The organism is Paenibacillus dokdonensis (genome assembly GCF_004916975.1).
GTDB classification, from domain to species: Bacteria; Bacillota; Bacilli; order Paenibacillales; family Paenibacillaceae; genus Paenibacillus_AQ; species Paenibacillus_AQ dokdonensis.
The window spans coordinates 1,189,512-1,204,791 of sequence record NZ_STGQ01000002.1; the positions used below are offsets into that span (position 1 = coordinate 1,189,512).

10 protein-coding genes are annotated in these 15,280 nt (G+C 50.1%); 9 read left to right on the forward strand and 1 reads right to left on the reverse strand.

Annotated elements, in window-relative coordinates:
- Positions 1 to 28: 28 nt before the first annotated feature.
- Both E6W40_RS23235 and E6W40_RS23240 read left to right on the forward strand, forming a co-directional pair.
- On the forward strand, positions 29 to 3,289 hold the full coding sequence (locus tag E6W40_RS23235) for a carbohydrate-binding protein (RefSeq protein WP_136607931.1): 3,261 nt from the start codon (positions 29 to 31) through the stop codon (positions 3,287 to 3,289).
- A 132-nt stretch (positions 3,290 to 3,421) separates the two neighbouring features.
- Entirely contained in the window at positions 3,422 to 4,471 is a 1,050-nt protein-coding gene (locus E6W40_RS23240; RefSeq protein ID WP_136607932.1) for a glycoside hydrolase family 76 protein, read from the forward strand.
- A gap of 109 nt (positions 4,472 to 4,580) precedes the next feature.
- On the opposite strand, the gene E6W40_RS23245 is transcribed toward E6W40_RS23240, so the two are convergent.
- Positions 4,581 to 5,591 (reverse strand): LacI family DNA-binding transcriptional regulator, encoded by a 1,011-nt coding sequence (locus E6W40_RS23245; protein WP_136607933.1) that lies wholly within the window; start codon positions 5,589 to 5,591, stop codon positions 4,581 to 4,583.
- 355 nt (positions 5,592 to 5,946) lie between these two features.
- Here E6W40_RS23245 and E6W40_RS23250 point away from each other — a divergent pair, with 355 nt between their 5' ends.
- The 7 genes from E6W40_RS23250 (at position 5,947) to E6W40_RS23280 (ending at position 15,185) form a co-directional block, all read left to right on the forward strand.
- Positions 5,947 to 6,861, forward strand: coding sequence for an ABC transporter permease (locus E6W40_RS23250; protein ID WP_136607934.1), 915 nt, complete (start codon positions 5,947 to 5,949; stop codon positions 6,859 to 6,861).
- Positions 6,862 to 6,911: 50 nt separating this feature from the next.
- Positions 6,912 to 7,793, forward strand: coding sequence for a carbohydrate ABC transporter permease (locus E6W40_RS23255; protein WP_136607935.1), 882 nt, complete (start codon positions 6,912 to 6,914; stop codon positions 7,791 to 7,793).
- Positions 7,794 to 7,863: 70 nt separating this feature from the next.
- The gene (locus E6W40_RS23260; protein WP_136607936.1) at positions 7,864 to 9,453 is read left to right on the forward strand and encodes an extracellular solute-binding protein; all 1,590 of its coding nucleotides are present in this window, start codon (positions 7,864 to 7,866) and stop codon (positions 9,451 to 9,453) included.
- Between the two features lie 145 nt (positions 9,454 to 9,598).
- Positions 9,599 to 10,945, forward strand: coding sequence for a glycoside hydrolase family 30 protein (locus E6W40_RS23265; protein WP_136607937.1), 1,347 nt, complete (start codon positions 9,599 to 9,601; stop codon positions 10,943 to 10,945).
- A gap of 147 nt (positions 10,946 to 11,092) precedes the next feature.
- Entirely contained in the window at positions 11,093 to 11,842 is a 750-nt protein-coding gene (locus E6W40_RS23270) for a MerR family transcriptional regulator (protein WP_136607938.1), read from the forward strand.
- A 154-nt stretch (positions 11,843 to 11,996) separates the two neighbouring features.
- On the forward strand, positions 11,997 to 13,763 hold the full coding sequence (locus E6W40_RS23275) for a cache domain-containing sensor histidine kinase (protein WP_246073142.1): 1,767 nt from the start codon (positions 11,997 to 11,999) through the stop codon (positions 13,761 to 13,763).
- Positions 13,764 to 13,865: 102 nt separating this feature from the next.
- Positions 13,866 to 15,185 carry an ABC transporter substrate-binding protein gene (locus tag E6W40_RS23280; protein ID WP_246073174.1) on the forward strand — a complete coding sequence of 440 codons (1,320 nt, stop codon included), beginning with the start codon at positions 13,866 to 13,868 and terminating at the stop codon, positions 15,183 to 15,185.
- Positions 15,186 to 15,280 lie beyond the last annotated feature (95 nt).

Here is a 15,280-nt window from a genome sequence, read left to right on the forward strand (position 1 = left end):
AAGTTTACACATAAAGGAGGACACTTATATGAGATTGATTAAAAGCCGTATTTCCAAGCTTTTCGCCGTCCCTTTGGCGGTGGTGCTAACGTTTGGTTCTGTATCCGCATGGGGAACACCGACGACCTATGCCTTTACCTCTATGGATGCCGACACCGCCATGAAAGCATTTAACAATACGTTCTGGGATCCGGCTGCCAAGATTTTTTGGAACAACTCAAGCCATAGCGATCATCAAGGCTTCTGGGTAGAAGCCGAGCTGTGGGAACTGGTGATGGATGCCTATCAGCACACCTCCGATCCTGATCTAAAGGCACAGCTTCGGGCTCAGATCGACGATGTTTTCGACGGGATCGTGGCCAAGTACGGTGCAGACTGGACCAATAACCCTTTTAATGACGATATCATGTGGTGGGCGATGGGAAGCGCACGGGCCTATCAAATTACCGGGGAGTCCAAGTATCTTGATGCGGCCAAACATCATTTCGATTTTGTCTATGACACGCAGTGGGATGACAGTTTTGCGAATGGTGGAATCTGGTGGCAGAACAGCGAGCATAACACCAAAAATGCCTGTATCAACTTCCCGGCTGCCGAGGCGGCGGTATACATGTATAACATCACCAAGGATCAGCATTACCTGGATGCGGCCACCCGCATATTCAAATGGGGCAAAACGATGCTGACCGACGGCAGCGGCAAAGTATTTGACCGGATTGAGACCGAAAAAGGAGCAATCCCGGGCGCCACGCATTACAATCAGGGTACATACATCGGCGCGGCAGTCGGATTGTATCGGATAACGGGGGATACGGTATATCTCGACGATGCAGTCAAAGCGGCAAACTTCACTGAAAACAAACTGGTGGATGTGAACGGTTTGCTGAACTATGAAGGCCCTAATGGTGATTTAAAAGGCGGTAAAACGATTTTGATGCGAAATCTCGCCTTTCTCCAGCAGGCGCTGGATGAGCGATCCGAAAGCAGATATACGGAATTTGGCAGCGTGTTTGACGAGTGGGTTGCGTTCAATACGGAAATGGCTTGGAGCCACCGGAACACGGACAATATTATCGATGGCAACTGGGCAGGGCAGCTTCTGTCCGGGACATACGAATCCTGGTCCTCTGCTGCGGCTGTCGAAGCTTTGACGGTGATCAAACCGCAGGAAGCCGACCTGCATTTCGCAGTCAAAGATCCCTACAAAAAAATAGAAGCAGAACACTATAACATCGGCAAGGGATTTGGATTGGAGGGCGCGCTAGAAGGCTCTCTGCAGCTGGGCGGAATTCAGTCCGGATCCTACGCCGCGTATAAAAATGTGGATTTTGGTTCCACAGGCGCCACGGGCTTTATTGCGAGAGCTGCCAGCGCAACAGGCGGAGGAAACATCGAAATCAGGCTCGATTCCTTGGACGGACCTAAAGCGGGAACCCTGAACGTGGAAGGAACCGGCGGATGGAACAACTATATCGATGCCGTGACCCTGCTGAAGGATGATCAGGGAAATCCAAGCACGATTACAGGTAACCATGATGTCTATCTCGTCCTTACCAAGACGAATGACCAATATCTGTTTAATCTGAACTGGTTTAAATTCACCACGGGCGATCCTTCCCGCACCGATGCCTATGCCAAGCTGAAGGCTGGAAATTATGACAGCAGCGAAGGGCTGGGTAAAAATGCGGAGGGCGGATTCCTGGATGGAATTCATAACAATGCCTATGTCTCTTACAAAGGCATTGATTTTGGATCAGGTGCGGCCGGTCTTACCGTGCATGCATCCAGCGGCAGCCAGGGCGGAACGATCGAAGTCAAACTGGACTCTTTGAATGGACCAACGGCAGGCGTTGTAGATATTCCGGCGCTGGACAGCTGGGATAAATGGGTGGACATCGTGGCCAATATCGATGACAAAGCGGCTGTAGGCGTGCATGATGTGTATCTGATTTTCCATGGCGCAAATGGCAGTGACTATCCTTGTAATTTGGATTGGTTCACGTTTACAACCATGAAAGGCAAAGCCAGAGATGCTTATGCAAAGCTTGAATCCGAAGATAACTCGGGCGGCGTGGGCTTTGGTACGGAATCGGGCGGCGGCCAGACCTATCTTGCGGGAATTTCCGGCAAGAACAACCCTTATGTCATGTATAACTATATTGACTTCGGAAGCACAAGCCCGTCCAAGTTCCATGTCAACGCAGCAAGTGACACCAGCGGAGGAACGATTGAGGTCAGAATCGACAGTATGAACGGCCCCGTGATTGCAAGCAATACCATTACGGGAACCGGAGGTTGGCAAAATTTCAAAGTGTTCTCTACGGATATAACGGCTCCAGTCACCGGGAAGCACATTGTGTTTATGTTATTTAAAGGGACGGACTATTTGTTTAATGTAGATAAATTCACCTTCGGCGATCCATCTGTATTCACGGTACCAACTCCACCGGTTGATCCTCCAAAGGACCAGGTTCCGCCGGGAGACGTGGAGAATGTCCGGGTCACTCGCGGCAGTGACCAACTGATCCTTACTTGGGATGGGCCATACGATATCGATGGTCAGAAGGTGCAAATCACTCTTTCCGGCAATGGACAACAGATCGGTGACATGATGGAGGTGAACCGTGGCATTCAAACGGCGGTGCTCTCCGGAATCGAGCAGGGTAAAGATTATTCCATCCTGTTTAAATCGGTAGATACATCAGGTAATGTATCCCAAGGAATCACAATCGAGAGCAAGGATCAGCCTTCTTTTGCTCTGACCGTTAATGGAAGCGCATTGAAGGATGGTGACTCTCTTAAAGATGATGCCATTCTCACTTTCCTAGCGGGAAGCGGCTTGTCCACGGGTGGAACTGCCATACTTACCCTGGATGGAAAAGAGTATAAGGTTGATTCCCGGAACAGCAGTACAGATATAGCTTTGGCCGGCAAATTAGGTGACAAGACGGCATCCGTTACTATTGATGCGGGTTCGGGAACTCCTTCTCAGCAATCATACCAATTTCATGTATCGACCAGCCTGGGTTCCCTCGAGAAACTGACCGCACGCTTTTCGGATTCTGGCGAATTAAAGGGTCCCCTCATTCCACAGCTGACCAACGCACTGGACCAGGCGCAGCATCAATTGGACGGAGGTAAGCAGGATCAAGCCGTTAAGCATCTGCAAAACTTCATCAAGCACTTAAACAATAAAGCCATGGCCGGCAACGTCCAAGACAATGCCAAAGCGGTTTTGAACACAGATGCTGATTTCTTGATTCATGCTTGGCAGAACGAAGCGGAGTAAGGAAAGCTGCACCCTTCAATAACTATAAAAGAGGAGCTGTTCCAATCGTAGTTTTCCGGTACGGGGAACAGCCCTCTTTTTTACGGACTCAGTCGATAAAACATTTGGTCTAGAGAAAGAGGAGGAGAGAACATGCTGTGGTCTGATCGTGCGGAAGCAGCTCAAGAAGCACTCCGGCAGTATTTTTGGAACCCGGAGATTGCGATGTACAACATAGAGACACCTTGTCCGAATGGTGAATGCAATACGATTTTCCATTATTGGTGGATGGCGCATGCCGTGGATGTTCTGGTGGACGGACTTCTCAGATCCAAGCGGGAGATGTATGCCAGAACGCTCGCTGAGCTTCATCAAGGCATTTTACGGCGCAACGGAGGCGTGTATCCGAATGAGCTCTATGATGACATGGAATGGATGGCCATTGCCTGGCTTCGTGCCTATAACGCGACCGGACATGAGGCTTACAAGGAAACGGTTCTTTTGCTGTGGGAGGATATCAAAACAGGCTGGAATGATCATATGGGCGGAGGCATCGCCTGGCATAAATCGCAGCTGGGTTATAAAAATACCCCTGCGAATGCTCCGGCAGTCATTTTGGCGGCAAGACTGTACCAATGCTTCGGTAACGAGCAGGATCTGGAGTGGGCACAGCGCATTTATGATTGGCAAAAGCAGCATTTGGTTGATCCGGAGAGCGGCATGGTCTGGGATGGAATAAACCGTACCGGTGATGGAAGCATTGATAAGGGTTGGAAGTTCACATACTGCCAAGGTGTGTTTATAGGTGCAGGGGTTGAGCTGTATCGTGCAACCTTGGAATCCGTTTTCCTGGAGGACGCTCTTAAGACGGCAGCGGCTGCTGAGGCCGAGCTTAGCGGACAAGATGGCATCCTTCCTAATGAGGAGGATGGTGACGGAGGTCTGTTCAAAGGCATTCTGGTGCGTTATCTATCTGAATTATGCTTATGTGTAGGCTCTCCGGGACAGCCGGCAGCAGCACTGCTGGTCCGCAATGCAGATAGCCTATGGGAAGCGGGAAGCAGCGGCAGCCTTCTCTTTGGGACAGACTGGAGAATAGCTCCTGCTGGCCGTGTCTCGCTTAGCACTCAGCTCAGTGGTATGAAGCTGCTGGAACAAATGGCTGAGCTGGAGAGGAAAGGCATTCTTCCCCAGAAGGTCTAGCCTGCTCAATGAATGAATCTGGACACATCTTTGTAGCGTCCTTCGGCTAATGATGGCGAAGGGCGCTTTTCTGTAGACCATGCTCATGTAATGAGCAGCTTCCTCTGAATTATTTCCTTGAAAAATGGGATGAACCCCGGACGAGCAGCTCGGAATCCACGACAAATACCCGTTTATCCTCATACTGGTTGTCGTTCATCTGGTCGATAAGCCTCTCGACAATGATGGCGCCCATCGTATACTTCGGCTGATTGACCGTGCTTAAGGGAGGTGTGACGTACTTGCTGATCCGGTTATTGTCGACGCCGACGACGGCGAGCTGATCCGGGATGGAGATGCCCCGTTCCGCACACGCCTGGTACACGCCAAGTGCCATTTCATCATTGGCCGCGAAGACAGCGCTAAAAGGGATTTTTTTGTCAAACAGTCGCTTCATTGCTTCGTATCCGCCGTTTTCGTTGAAATCACCATTCTCCACCAGCTCCGGACGGAACGGAATCTGGTTGTCCTTGAGCGCCTTTAAATACCCTTCAAGCCGTTCATAGCTGTCGATGGCCTCGGGGTAGCCGTTGAGGAATACAATATCCCGGTGACCGCATGCCAGCAGATGCTCCATGACCTGGCGGGAAAATTTAACGTTGTCCGTGTAAATACAAGGAATCCTTGGATGTTCGATATTGCGTCCGATGACGGCGATAAAGTAGCCTTTGTTCGCGACTTCACAAATTTCTTCATCCGAAAGCTGCGGGGTGATCATGATGACGCCGTCCATGGTACGGTCCATCAGCATCGTGACATATTCGCGTTCCTTCTCGGGCTGATTCTCAGCATCGCAAATAAAAACCCTGTATTTCTGGGCATAAGCCATATTTTCAATACCTTTAATGATCTCCGTAAAATATGCGTTGTTAATATCCTGGGCAATGACACCGATATTCATCGTCTTTTGCTGGCGCAGATTTTTGGCTGCGGCGTTCGGGTGATAGTTCAGCTCATCTACAGCCTTCATGACCTTATCCCTTGTCTTGGAGGTAACGCCGTTCGCCTGATTCAGCACACGAGACACGGTGGCAGGGGAGACGCCGGCCTTGGCGGCAACGTCGATGATTTTTGCATCCATATGATTCAACCTACTTTAGTTTAATTTTTTTTGATTTTTTTAAAATCCTTGTTTGACAAATGTTTCTTGCGTAATTATAATTCAAAATGAAATCGATTACAATATCTGCTTAGCACCTAAGTTTTAACCTGTTGAAATCGTTATACCAGCCTAATCTTCAACAAAAGAGCAGGCTTTTATTTTGAATCTAAAAGAAATCGATTTCATTTTATGTGTGAATATAGAGTGTAAAACTGAGAGAGGTGATAATTCAAATAATTTATTGAGATAAATGAAATCGATTCCATTACTGAGGAATTACTGAATCCACCTACTTGAAATTTCAACTTTATTTTACGAACCGGGGTGAAGCCAAATGCGGGTGTTTTTCAATGAGCTGGTCAAAAACAAAGTATTGTTTCTAATGATTTTGCCAGCGCTGCTGTTCTTCATAGTCTTCAGCTACATTCCAATGGTGGGCATCTATTATGCGTTTACGAACTTCAGCTTCGACGGCGGATTGTTCGGAAGCCCGTTTGTCGGCTTGCAGAACTTCAAGTTTCTGTTCGAGTCGGGCGCGCTGTACAACCTCACCAAAAATACAGTGCTCTACAATTTGGCTTTTATATTCGTCGGCAACATCCTGCAGCTTGTGTGTGCGGTGTTCCTGAGCGAAATGGCCGGGAAATATTTCAAAAAAGCGACGCAGTCGATTATGTTCCTGCCTTTCTTTATTTCCTTCGTTCTCATCGGCGCTTTCGTATACAATCTCTTCAACTTTGAAACCGGTGCGGTGAACACGCTGCTGCGCGAGCTGGGACTCCAGCCGTATGATTTTTACCTGCATACCGCGCCTTGGAAATACATCATCGTTTTCTTCAATGTCTGGAAGGGCCTCGGTTATGGAACGGTCATCTATCTGGCAGCCATTATGGGGATCAGCGACGAATACCACGAGGCAGCCAAAATCGACGGGGCCAATATTTTCAAGCGGATCCGCTACATTACGCTTCCGCTTCTCAGACCGACATTCATCCTGCTGATCCTGCTCAGTCTGGGAGGAATATTGAAAGGCCAGTTCGATCTGTTCTGGCAGATCGTCGGCAACAACGGCATGCTCTACGATGCCACAGATATTATTGATACTTACGTGTACCGCTCACTTGCCATCAATTTTGATATCGGCATGGGGACGGCGGCGGGATTGTTCCAATCCTTCTTCGGTTTCGTGCTGGTCGTCACTGTCAACTGGATCGTGCGCAAGGTGCAGAAGGATTATGCGTTATTTTAATCGTTCATTCGATTGTAAAAGCCTAAATTTTGAATGGGGGTGCCGTATGTATGCGTGCTGAACGCTCGACCATCGTTTTTTACATTATGGGCTATATCGTCATTTCGGTCCTGACGCTGCTGTGCCTGCTGCCGTTTTGGCTGATCATTTCCGGCTCGCTTTCAGCGGAGGACGATATTATCAGGGATGGCTTCCAGCTGGTGCCGCAGCATTTTTCCTTTGATGCCTACAAGGCGGTATTCAGCAACCCGATGCAAATTTTCAAAGCTTATGAAGTAACCATTGGACTGACTCTGGCGGGAACGGCACTGGGACTTTTTTTCACATCCATGGCTGGATACGTTTTGTCCCGCAAGGATTTCAAATACCGCGACAAGCTGGCCTTCTTCATCTATTTTACAACCCTGTTCAGCGGTGGTCTGATTCCGTGGTACATCATGATCGTCAACTACCTGAACTGGAAAGACAGTTATATGGCGCTGTTGGTTCCGTCCCTTCTGAGTGCATGGAACATCATCCTGATGAAAAATTTCATGAAATCGATTCCAGACTCCATCGTGGAGTCGGCCAAAATCGACGGTGCCGGCGAATTTACGATTTACAGACGGCTGATTTTGCCTCTTTCGACACCGGGACTCGCCACCATTGGTCTGTTTCTCGGGCTGGCATACTGGAATGACTGGTTTTCCGCGAATATTTTCATCACGACCGAATCCAAGTATCCGCTGCAGTTTCTGCTATATAAAATCCTGGCGAGCGCGGCAGTGCTCAAGACGAATATTGCCGGCAATCTGGGTGCGGACTTCAAGGCACCTGCCGAAACGCTCAAAATGGCCGTGGCCATCGTGGTTACCGGTCCGATTATTTTTCTCTATCCGTTCGTACAGCGTTATTTCGTCAAGGGTCTTACCATTGGTGCCGTGAAGGGCTAGGTCATAACAAGCGCCTGTCTGAACCGGATGCCATGATCCACATAAAATCAAAAATCAGGGGGAGTAACTCATGAAAAAGAGGTTGTTCAAGCTGCTGTCCATCTGTATGACGGTGGCAATGCTGACCGCGATGCTGTCTGCATGCGGCGGCAGTGGAGGGAGCGGAAGCGGAAGCTCGGAGGAAGGCAAGGGCACGGACTCATCCTCAAAGGAAACCGCGGCAACAACAGATGACGGCAAGCCGGATACATCCAAAAAGGTTGTGCTGAACTGGTACCTGCTGGGCGATGCTCATGCCGATACGCCGAAGGTCGTGGCCGAGTGGAACAAAATGCTGGAACAAGACCTCAATACGACAGTCAAGCTGAACTTTACAACCTGGAACGACTGGCAGACCAAGTACAACCTGCTGCTTGCTTCGGGTGAAAAGGTGGATATGCTGTTTGCTTCATCCTGGGCCGACTTTTTCAAATACTCCAAGCAGGGCGCTTTCCTGGACCTGACGGAACTGCTGCCCAAGTATGCGCCGGATACCTGGAAGGAAGTGCCGGAGCAGGACTGGAAGGATGTTAGCGTAGGCGGGAAAATTCTCGCTGTGCCTAGCACATATCCGGAATATACGCCGGATGGTCTGGTGTACCGCGAAGACTGGAGAGAAGAGCTGAATGTCCCCGAAATCACCGACCTCGACTCGATCGAGAAATACTTGGAGGCTGTGAAAACCGTCAAGAAAGTGACGCCGATTAAAGGTAAGGCATGGAATGAAGTGAATACCCTTTTCCACAGCTATTACGACTTTAAAAATATCGGCGGCGACAGCGGCGTCATCGTGGCCAAATCTTATGATACACCTCGCGATGTGGTGGCCTATCCGTTCACAACGGAGTTCGAAGAGTGGGCTAAGCGCATGAAGACTTGGGCGGACAAAGGGTTCTGGACGTCCAATACGCTTTCGATTCAGCAGGAATCCGGTGATTTTATCAAAACAGGAACCGGTGCGGTTTACTGGCGTAATGCTCCTGGCGCATCCGGCTTTATCTCTGATATTGAGAAAAACTACAAGCAGATCAAGAAGATGGGTTACTTCCCGTTCACCCGCTTCCATAATTATGCGGTGCCTAATCTTGGCATCAACAACGGCATGGCTATTCCGAAAAATTCGGAGAATCCGGAACGTTCCTTGATGGTGCTGGAGAAGCTCCGCAATGATCCGAAATACTATAACCTGATGACATATGGTATTGAAGGCGAAAATTATACCCTGGATGACAAGGGCGAAATCACTTCTCCTCCAGAAGGCAAAGATCCGAAAAAAGGCTACAGCATCGCAAGCTGGGGCTGGAGATACTCCAAAAATGACCATCCGTCTTCGTCCCGTTGGGCAGGCGAGGATGAGCTGATCGCTGAGTTTAAGGCGGAGAGCAAGCCGGAGATCTTCTCCCCGATTCTGATGGACTACCAGCCGGTTAAATCCCAGTTGGCGGCTGTCAACCAGGTGTACCAGCAGTTCGGTATGCCGCTGATGATGGGCTTGGTACCCGACGTGGATAAAGCAATCGAGAATTACCGCAATAAACTGAAGGCGGCTGGTGTGGACGAAGTGCTGGCTTATGTACAAAAGGAAGTTAATGCCTATGCGGATGAAAAAGGCTTGAAATAAGGATTTTCAAGGTTCTGAATAATATCAGCACAGGCAGTGCTCCGGGCAGGGGGCGGAATGGTAAAAAGAGAGAGGCTCACCGTGAATGTGAGCGATCCGCCCCATGCCAAGCTGAGTGCTGCCTGATTGGTAAGGAGGAGCAGCAATGAATCAGCATGCTGAAGTATGGCTCAGCACGATAGACCAACAACAGGAGCTGCAGCCGCAGAAGCCGGTGGTTGTAGTGGAAACCGCTTCATTAGAGCAGGCTGTTACACGGATACAGGTGGAACCGGATACCCGTTTTCAGGAGATGGACGGATTTGGCGCTTCCTTTACGGATGCTTCCGCTTATCTTGTGTATCAAGTGCTCGATGAAAAGTCGAGGCAGGAGGTTATGCAAAAGCTGTTCGATCCGGTGGAGGGCATCGGAATCAGCTTCCTGCGCCAGCCGATGGGCGCGACTGATTACACAACGGAAATTTTTAGCTATGACGATATGCCGGAAGGCGAAGAGGACTTCGAGCTGAAGCATTTCAGTATCGATCATGACCGTGAGTATGTCATTCCTGCCGTACTCGAAGCGCTGCGCATCAATCCCTCCATCAAAGTGATGGCTTCGCCCTGGAGCCCGCCGGGCTGGATGAAGTCCTCGGATCATATGGTGACAGGCAAGCTGCGCCCGGAGTGCTACAGCGTGTATGCACAGTATTTTGTGAAATTCGTGCAGGCGTATGAAGGGGCAGGCATTCCGATCTACGCCGTTTCCATTCAAAATGAGCCTGGTTACGAGCCGAAGGAATACCCGGGCATGATCCTGACGCCGCAGGAGGAAGCGGAGTTTATCCGTGAGCATCTCGGACTGGCGTTTGAAGCAGCAGACATTACCGCCAAGATCATCTGCTACGATCATAACTGGGACATGCCGCAGCATCCGCTGGGCATTCTGTCTGATCCTGAAGCAGCCCGTTATGTCGCTGGGGTTGCCTGGCATGTATACGGCGGCGAGCATGAGGCGATGACGCAGGTAAGAGAAGCGTATCCGGATAAGGGTGCCTGGTTCACCGAGGCATCCGGCGGCAGCTGGATTCCGCCGTTCCGCACCGCGTTCCTCGACCAGATGAAGCATGTCGTGCGCACGACCCGCAACTGGTCCAAGTCCGTGGTATGGTGGAATCTCGCGCTCGACGAGCATAATGGTCCGACGGTGCTGTCGAACAGCACCTGCCGCGGACTGGTGCAGATCAATCAGGAGAGCGGAGCCGTGAAATATGAGCTCGATTACTACACGATGGGACATATCAGTAAATTCGTCGTGCCGGGCGCATATCGGATCGAATCGACAACCTTCCGGGATGAGCTGGAAAGCACCGCTTTCCTGAATCCGGATGGCTCAACGGTTCTGATACTGTCCAATCGTACGGAACAAGAACAGGCTGTAGAGATTGATACAGGAAAAGGGTTCATAGCGTTAACGCTGCCTGACGGGGCGGCGGCTACGGTGAAATGGTAGGGAAATAGGTTTTACAGAGGCACCCCGCTTATTTGGAGCGGGGTGTTTTTCTAGTATAATAAAATAGATTTTCATGCCTGTGTTTTCCCCTTGACTCTCCTCTTAGGGGAGGCTTTAGACTGCGGTCAGAAGGGAGTGAAGCATATCATGCTATTCACAGTCAAAGAAGTATCAGACCTCTCCAAGGTGACGATCAAGACGCTGCATCATTATCACAAAATCGGTCTGCTCCAGCCGGCTGAAGTCAGCGAGGCGGGTTACCGTCTGTACGGAACGAAAGAACTTGAGCGCCTGCAGACGATACTGTTTTACCGCGAGCTGGATTTCTCACTGGAGCAAATTGGTCAGCTGCTCGATCAAAAAAAGGACCGGGCAGCGATTTTGGAAGAGCAGGAGAGTCTTCTGAAGCAGCGCCGGGAGAGATTGGACAAGATCATGAATACGCTGAGGAAAACAAAGGCCAGCCTGGAAAGTGGAGAGCCGCTAACGCAGGCTGAGCTGTTTATCGGATTTGAGGATGAAGAAGCATGGCGCGAAGCGCTGCAGGAACAAAGTGATTACCTCCGGGAGCAATATGGGGTAGAGCTTGAAGTGGAGCCCATCGATGTGCAGAGCATGAATGAGCAGGCCGCGGAGGCTGCCGTCTTTATGAAGGACATGATTGCTTCCCTGCAAGGCGGAGTCATGCACACTGATTCCCGGCTGCAGGAGCTGATTCGCGGCCATCTCGCGTTTATGAACGGTCATGGACACCGGGTATCGGCAGCGGATTTTGCGGCACAGACGTCATTTTTCAGGCAGGATGATTTTCACCTGAAGATGCTGGAAGGCCAGCAGACCGGACTTGCATATTATTTGAATGCAGCAGCGGAGGCTTACGCCAAGAAGGAAGCATAACACATACAGGCAGAGGATAAACGAACCGCTTATCCTCTGCCTTTTTTGTGTTTGTTATCCGATCCCACTTATTTACAGTACACCGTCCACAAGGAACTTCTATCCGCCCATAGAATACTTACGCCTAACGACAAAAGGGAAAGGATGCTGCCGCATGAACGCACGGGCACCCATTTGGAAGAGGGCTTATTGGTATTTCAAGCGCAATCTGCGCGCAAAGCTGTTTTTGTTTTTCTTTATCGCGTCGGCCGTGCCCTTAATGATTTTGGGGTATTTGTCATATTCGAAATCCACGGAGGAAATCCAGTCGCAGATGGTTCAATACGGACAATCGAGCATCACCCAGCTTCAGTCGCAGCTTGATTCGTATTCGCGGCAAATGAAATCCACCACACGCTATATTTACTCCTACCTGCTTGATCCGATCAACGGTACGCTGCATCCGGAAGAGCCCAAGGATTACGCCAGCTATGTCAGCCAGAAAAATTTCAACCGCTTTCTGGATGCCCATAAGACGGAGGAGACCTCAGGTATTTACCTGATCACACCTACGGATATTTACTTCGGATCCCCGCAGATTGACGTGAAGGAGCTGAAGCGGCAGCCGTGGTGGCAGGCTATTCCGGAGAGCTACCGCGGCGAGTACTGGACGGGCCTGCATGACAGCAATTACTACATTTCACGTAATTTGAATATTCCGAAGCAGGTTATCGGCTTGGTGTTTCCGGTGCAAAGCCAATACGGCTACCTGCATAACAGCCGGATTGTCGTTGAAATGGATGCCACCAAGCTGCTCGAGGCGTTCGATACCTTGGAAAATAATCTGCATTCCTTTATTACGATACGCGACCGGGACGGCAGGCTGATCTACCAAAGCCCGAACATGGTCAAGGCGGAGGAAGATGATCTCGTATGGAACCGGAGCATAGAATCCAGCGGGTGGAGCATTGAGGTCAGAACGCTGTATGAGCCGGTGTACCGCTCCACGATCATGATCCGCTATTTTACCATCGCATTGATTGGTCTTGCCTTTGTATTCGTATTGCTCATCTCGTATCTGTTCTCCTCCCGCATCACAAGACGGATCATTTCCCTGAAAAATAAAATGCAGCTAGTTGGCATCGGGCAACTCCAGTCACGCATCGATATGGACACGGAGGACGAGCTGGGACGACTTGGGGCAAGCTTCAACAAGATGGTGGAGCAGATCCGTTTTCTCATTCAGGAGGTGCAGCATAAGGAACAGCTTAAAAAAGAGGCCCAGCTGCAGGCCTTCCACTACCAGATCAACCCGCATCTGCTGCTGAACACGCTCAACATGATCCAGTGGCAGGCGAAGCTGAAAAGCGATGCGGAAATCCAAAATATGATCCACTACCTCATCAAGGTGCTGGAAGGTAATCTGGTGATCACCGAAGAGCTAATTCCGCTGGAGAAGGAACTTCAAACTGTCGGATATTATTTGAAAATACAGGAGGTGCGCTACGGCGAGGCTTTCCGCTACAGCATTGACAGTGATCCGGCTCTGGGCTCCTGCCTGATTCCGCGGATGACGCTGCAGCCGCTGCTCGAAAATACATTTTTCCATGGCTTTGAGGATGGGGAAGGCATCATTCGCATCGAGGTGAAGGAAGAGGGGCATGAACTGATCCTGACGCTTGAGGATGACGGAGTGGGCATCGAACCGGAAAGGCTCGAAACGCTGCTCTTGGACAAACAAACCCCATCACGGCTTGGAAAGGGGGGTCTTGGCTGCTACAACGTTGACCAGAAATTCAAGCTCCACTTCGGCGAAATGTATGGCATGCGTATTCAGTCCAGCGTCGGCAAAGGAACGAAAATCACGATAAGATGGCCCAAAACAGAAAGTGGAGCACACTCGTCATTGCCGGAGTCTTTCCCTGAGAACCGAACAAATTGACAGTAAAATGAAGACAAAATTCCGTTATGAAACGCTTTCATTGTTGTTATACTTGGGAAAATTCTTAGGTTTCACACAAAGGAGGAAGGCAGCTTGAACGCAATGAAACGCATGTCGGCGGCTGTATTATGCACAGTTCTCATGCTTGCGCTCGTTTTATCCGGATGCTCCGGCAAATCAGGCGACAGTAAGGCGGCGGGGGATACGGCCGGCGGGAAGACGAAAATCACCGTCTGGATTTGGGAAGATGCCAAAAACGTCATCGATCTGAATATGCCGGAATTTAAAAAGCAGTACCCGAACATTGATGTCGATCTGCATGTGCTTGCACAGTCAGATGTCTATCAGAACTTCCTGATCGCTGCCAGCTCCGGCGACCAGCTTCCGGATGTGGTGAATCTCGAATCACTCCGCCTGTCGCAGATGATTGAAACCGGCGGTTTGTTGGATATTTCGGACAAAGTAGCTCCTTATAAAGATAAAATGAACGCCTACAAGTGGGCAGATGCCACAAAGGACGGCAAAATTTATGCAATGCCATGGGACAGCGGCCCTGTCGTCATGTTTTACCGCAACGATCTGTTTAAGCAAGCCGGACTTCCTTACAAGCCTGAGGATGTGAGCGCAGAGCTGAAAACTTGGGATGACTATATGAAATTCGCGAAGCAGCTGAAGGAAAAGACGGGCGTCGCGATGCTGGCGGAATCGAAATCGCAGACCGACGGCGTGTTCTTCCAGCAGATGCTGTGGCAGCGCGACCTGTGGATGTTTGGCAAGGACGGTTCGGTCCAGCTGGATAATCCTGAAGTAATCAAGACAGCGCAGTATTTTGTCGACCTCGTGAAAAACGGCTATGTATACGAAGTGAAGCCTTGGAGCGACGCTTGGTACAGCTCCTTCCAGCAAAATAAAGAAGCGACCATCGTTGGCGCCTCCTGGTACGAAGGATTGCTGCCGACACTGATTGATCCGGATGCCAGCGGCAAATGGTCGGTGGTGCCTATGCCAAAATGGTCCGCTGATGACAAGTACAGCAGTGCGATTGACGGCGGTGCCAGCCTGGCGATCAACAAAAACTCCAAGCATCCGGAAGAGGCGTGGAAATTTATTGAATTCATGCTCGGCAAGGAAGAATCGCAGCTGAAAATGATGAAGGAAGGCGGATTGTTCCCGTCCCTCGAAACGACCTATAATGACGACGCATTTAAAGAAAAGGTTCCTTATTTTAACGATCAGCCAATCCGTACCCTGTACATTGATGCGGTGAAAAATGTGGCACCAATCACGTACACCAAGGATTATCCGCTCGGAAATGAACTCATAACGAATGCCTTCGCCGAAGTATTCCTGGATAACAAATCCGTTGAAAGCGTGTTCAAAAAGGCGGCTGACGAGCTGCGGCAGAAGACAGGACGCAAATAGACAAACATGAGTCAGCCCGCTTAAAGATACAGAAGCTGTCCGCGCCTTGAAATAACGGCCCTAAAGTCGTTACCAGGGTGCGGGACTTCGCTTTC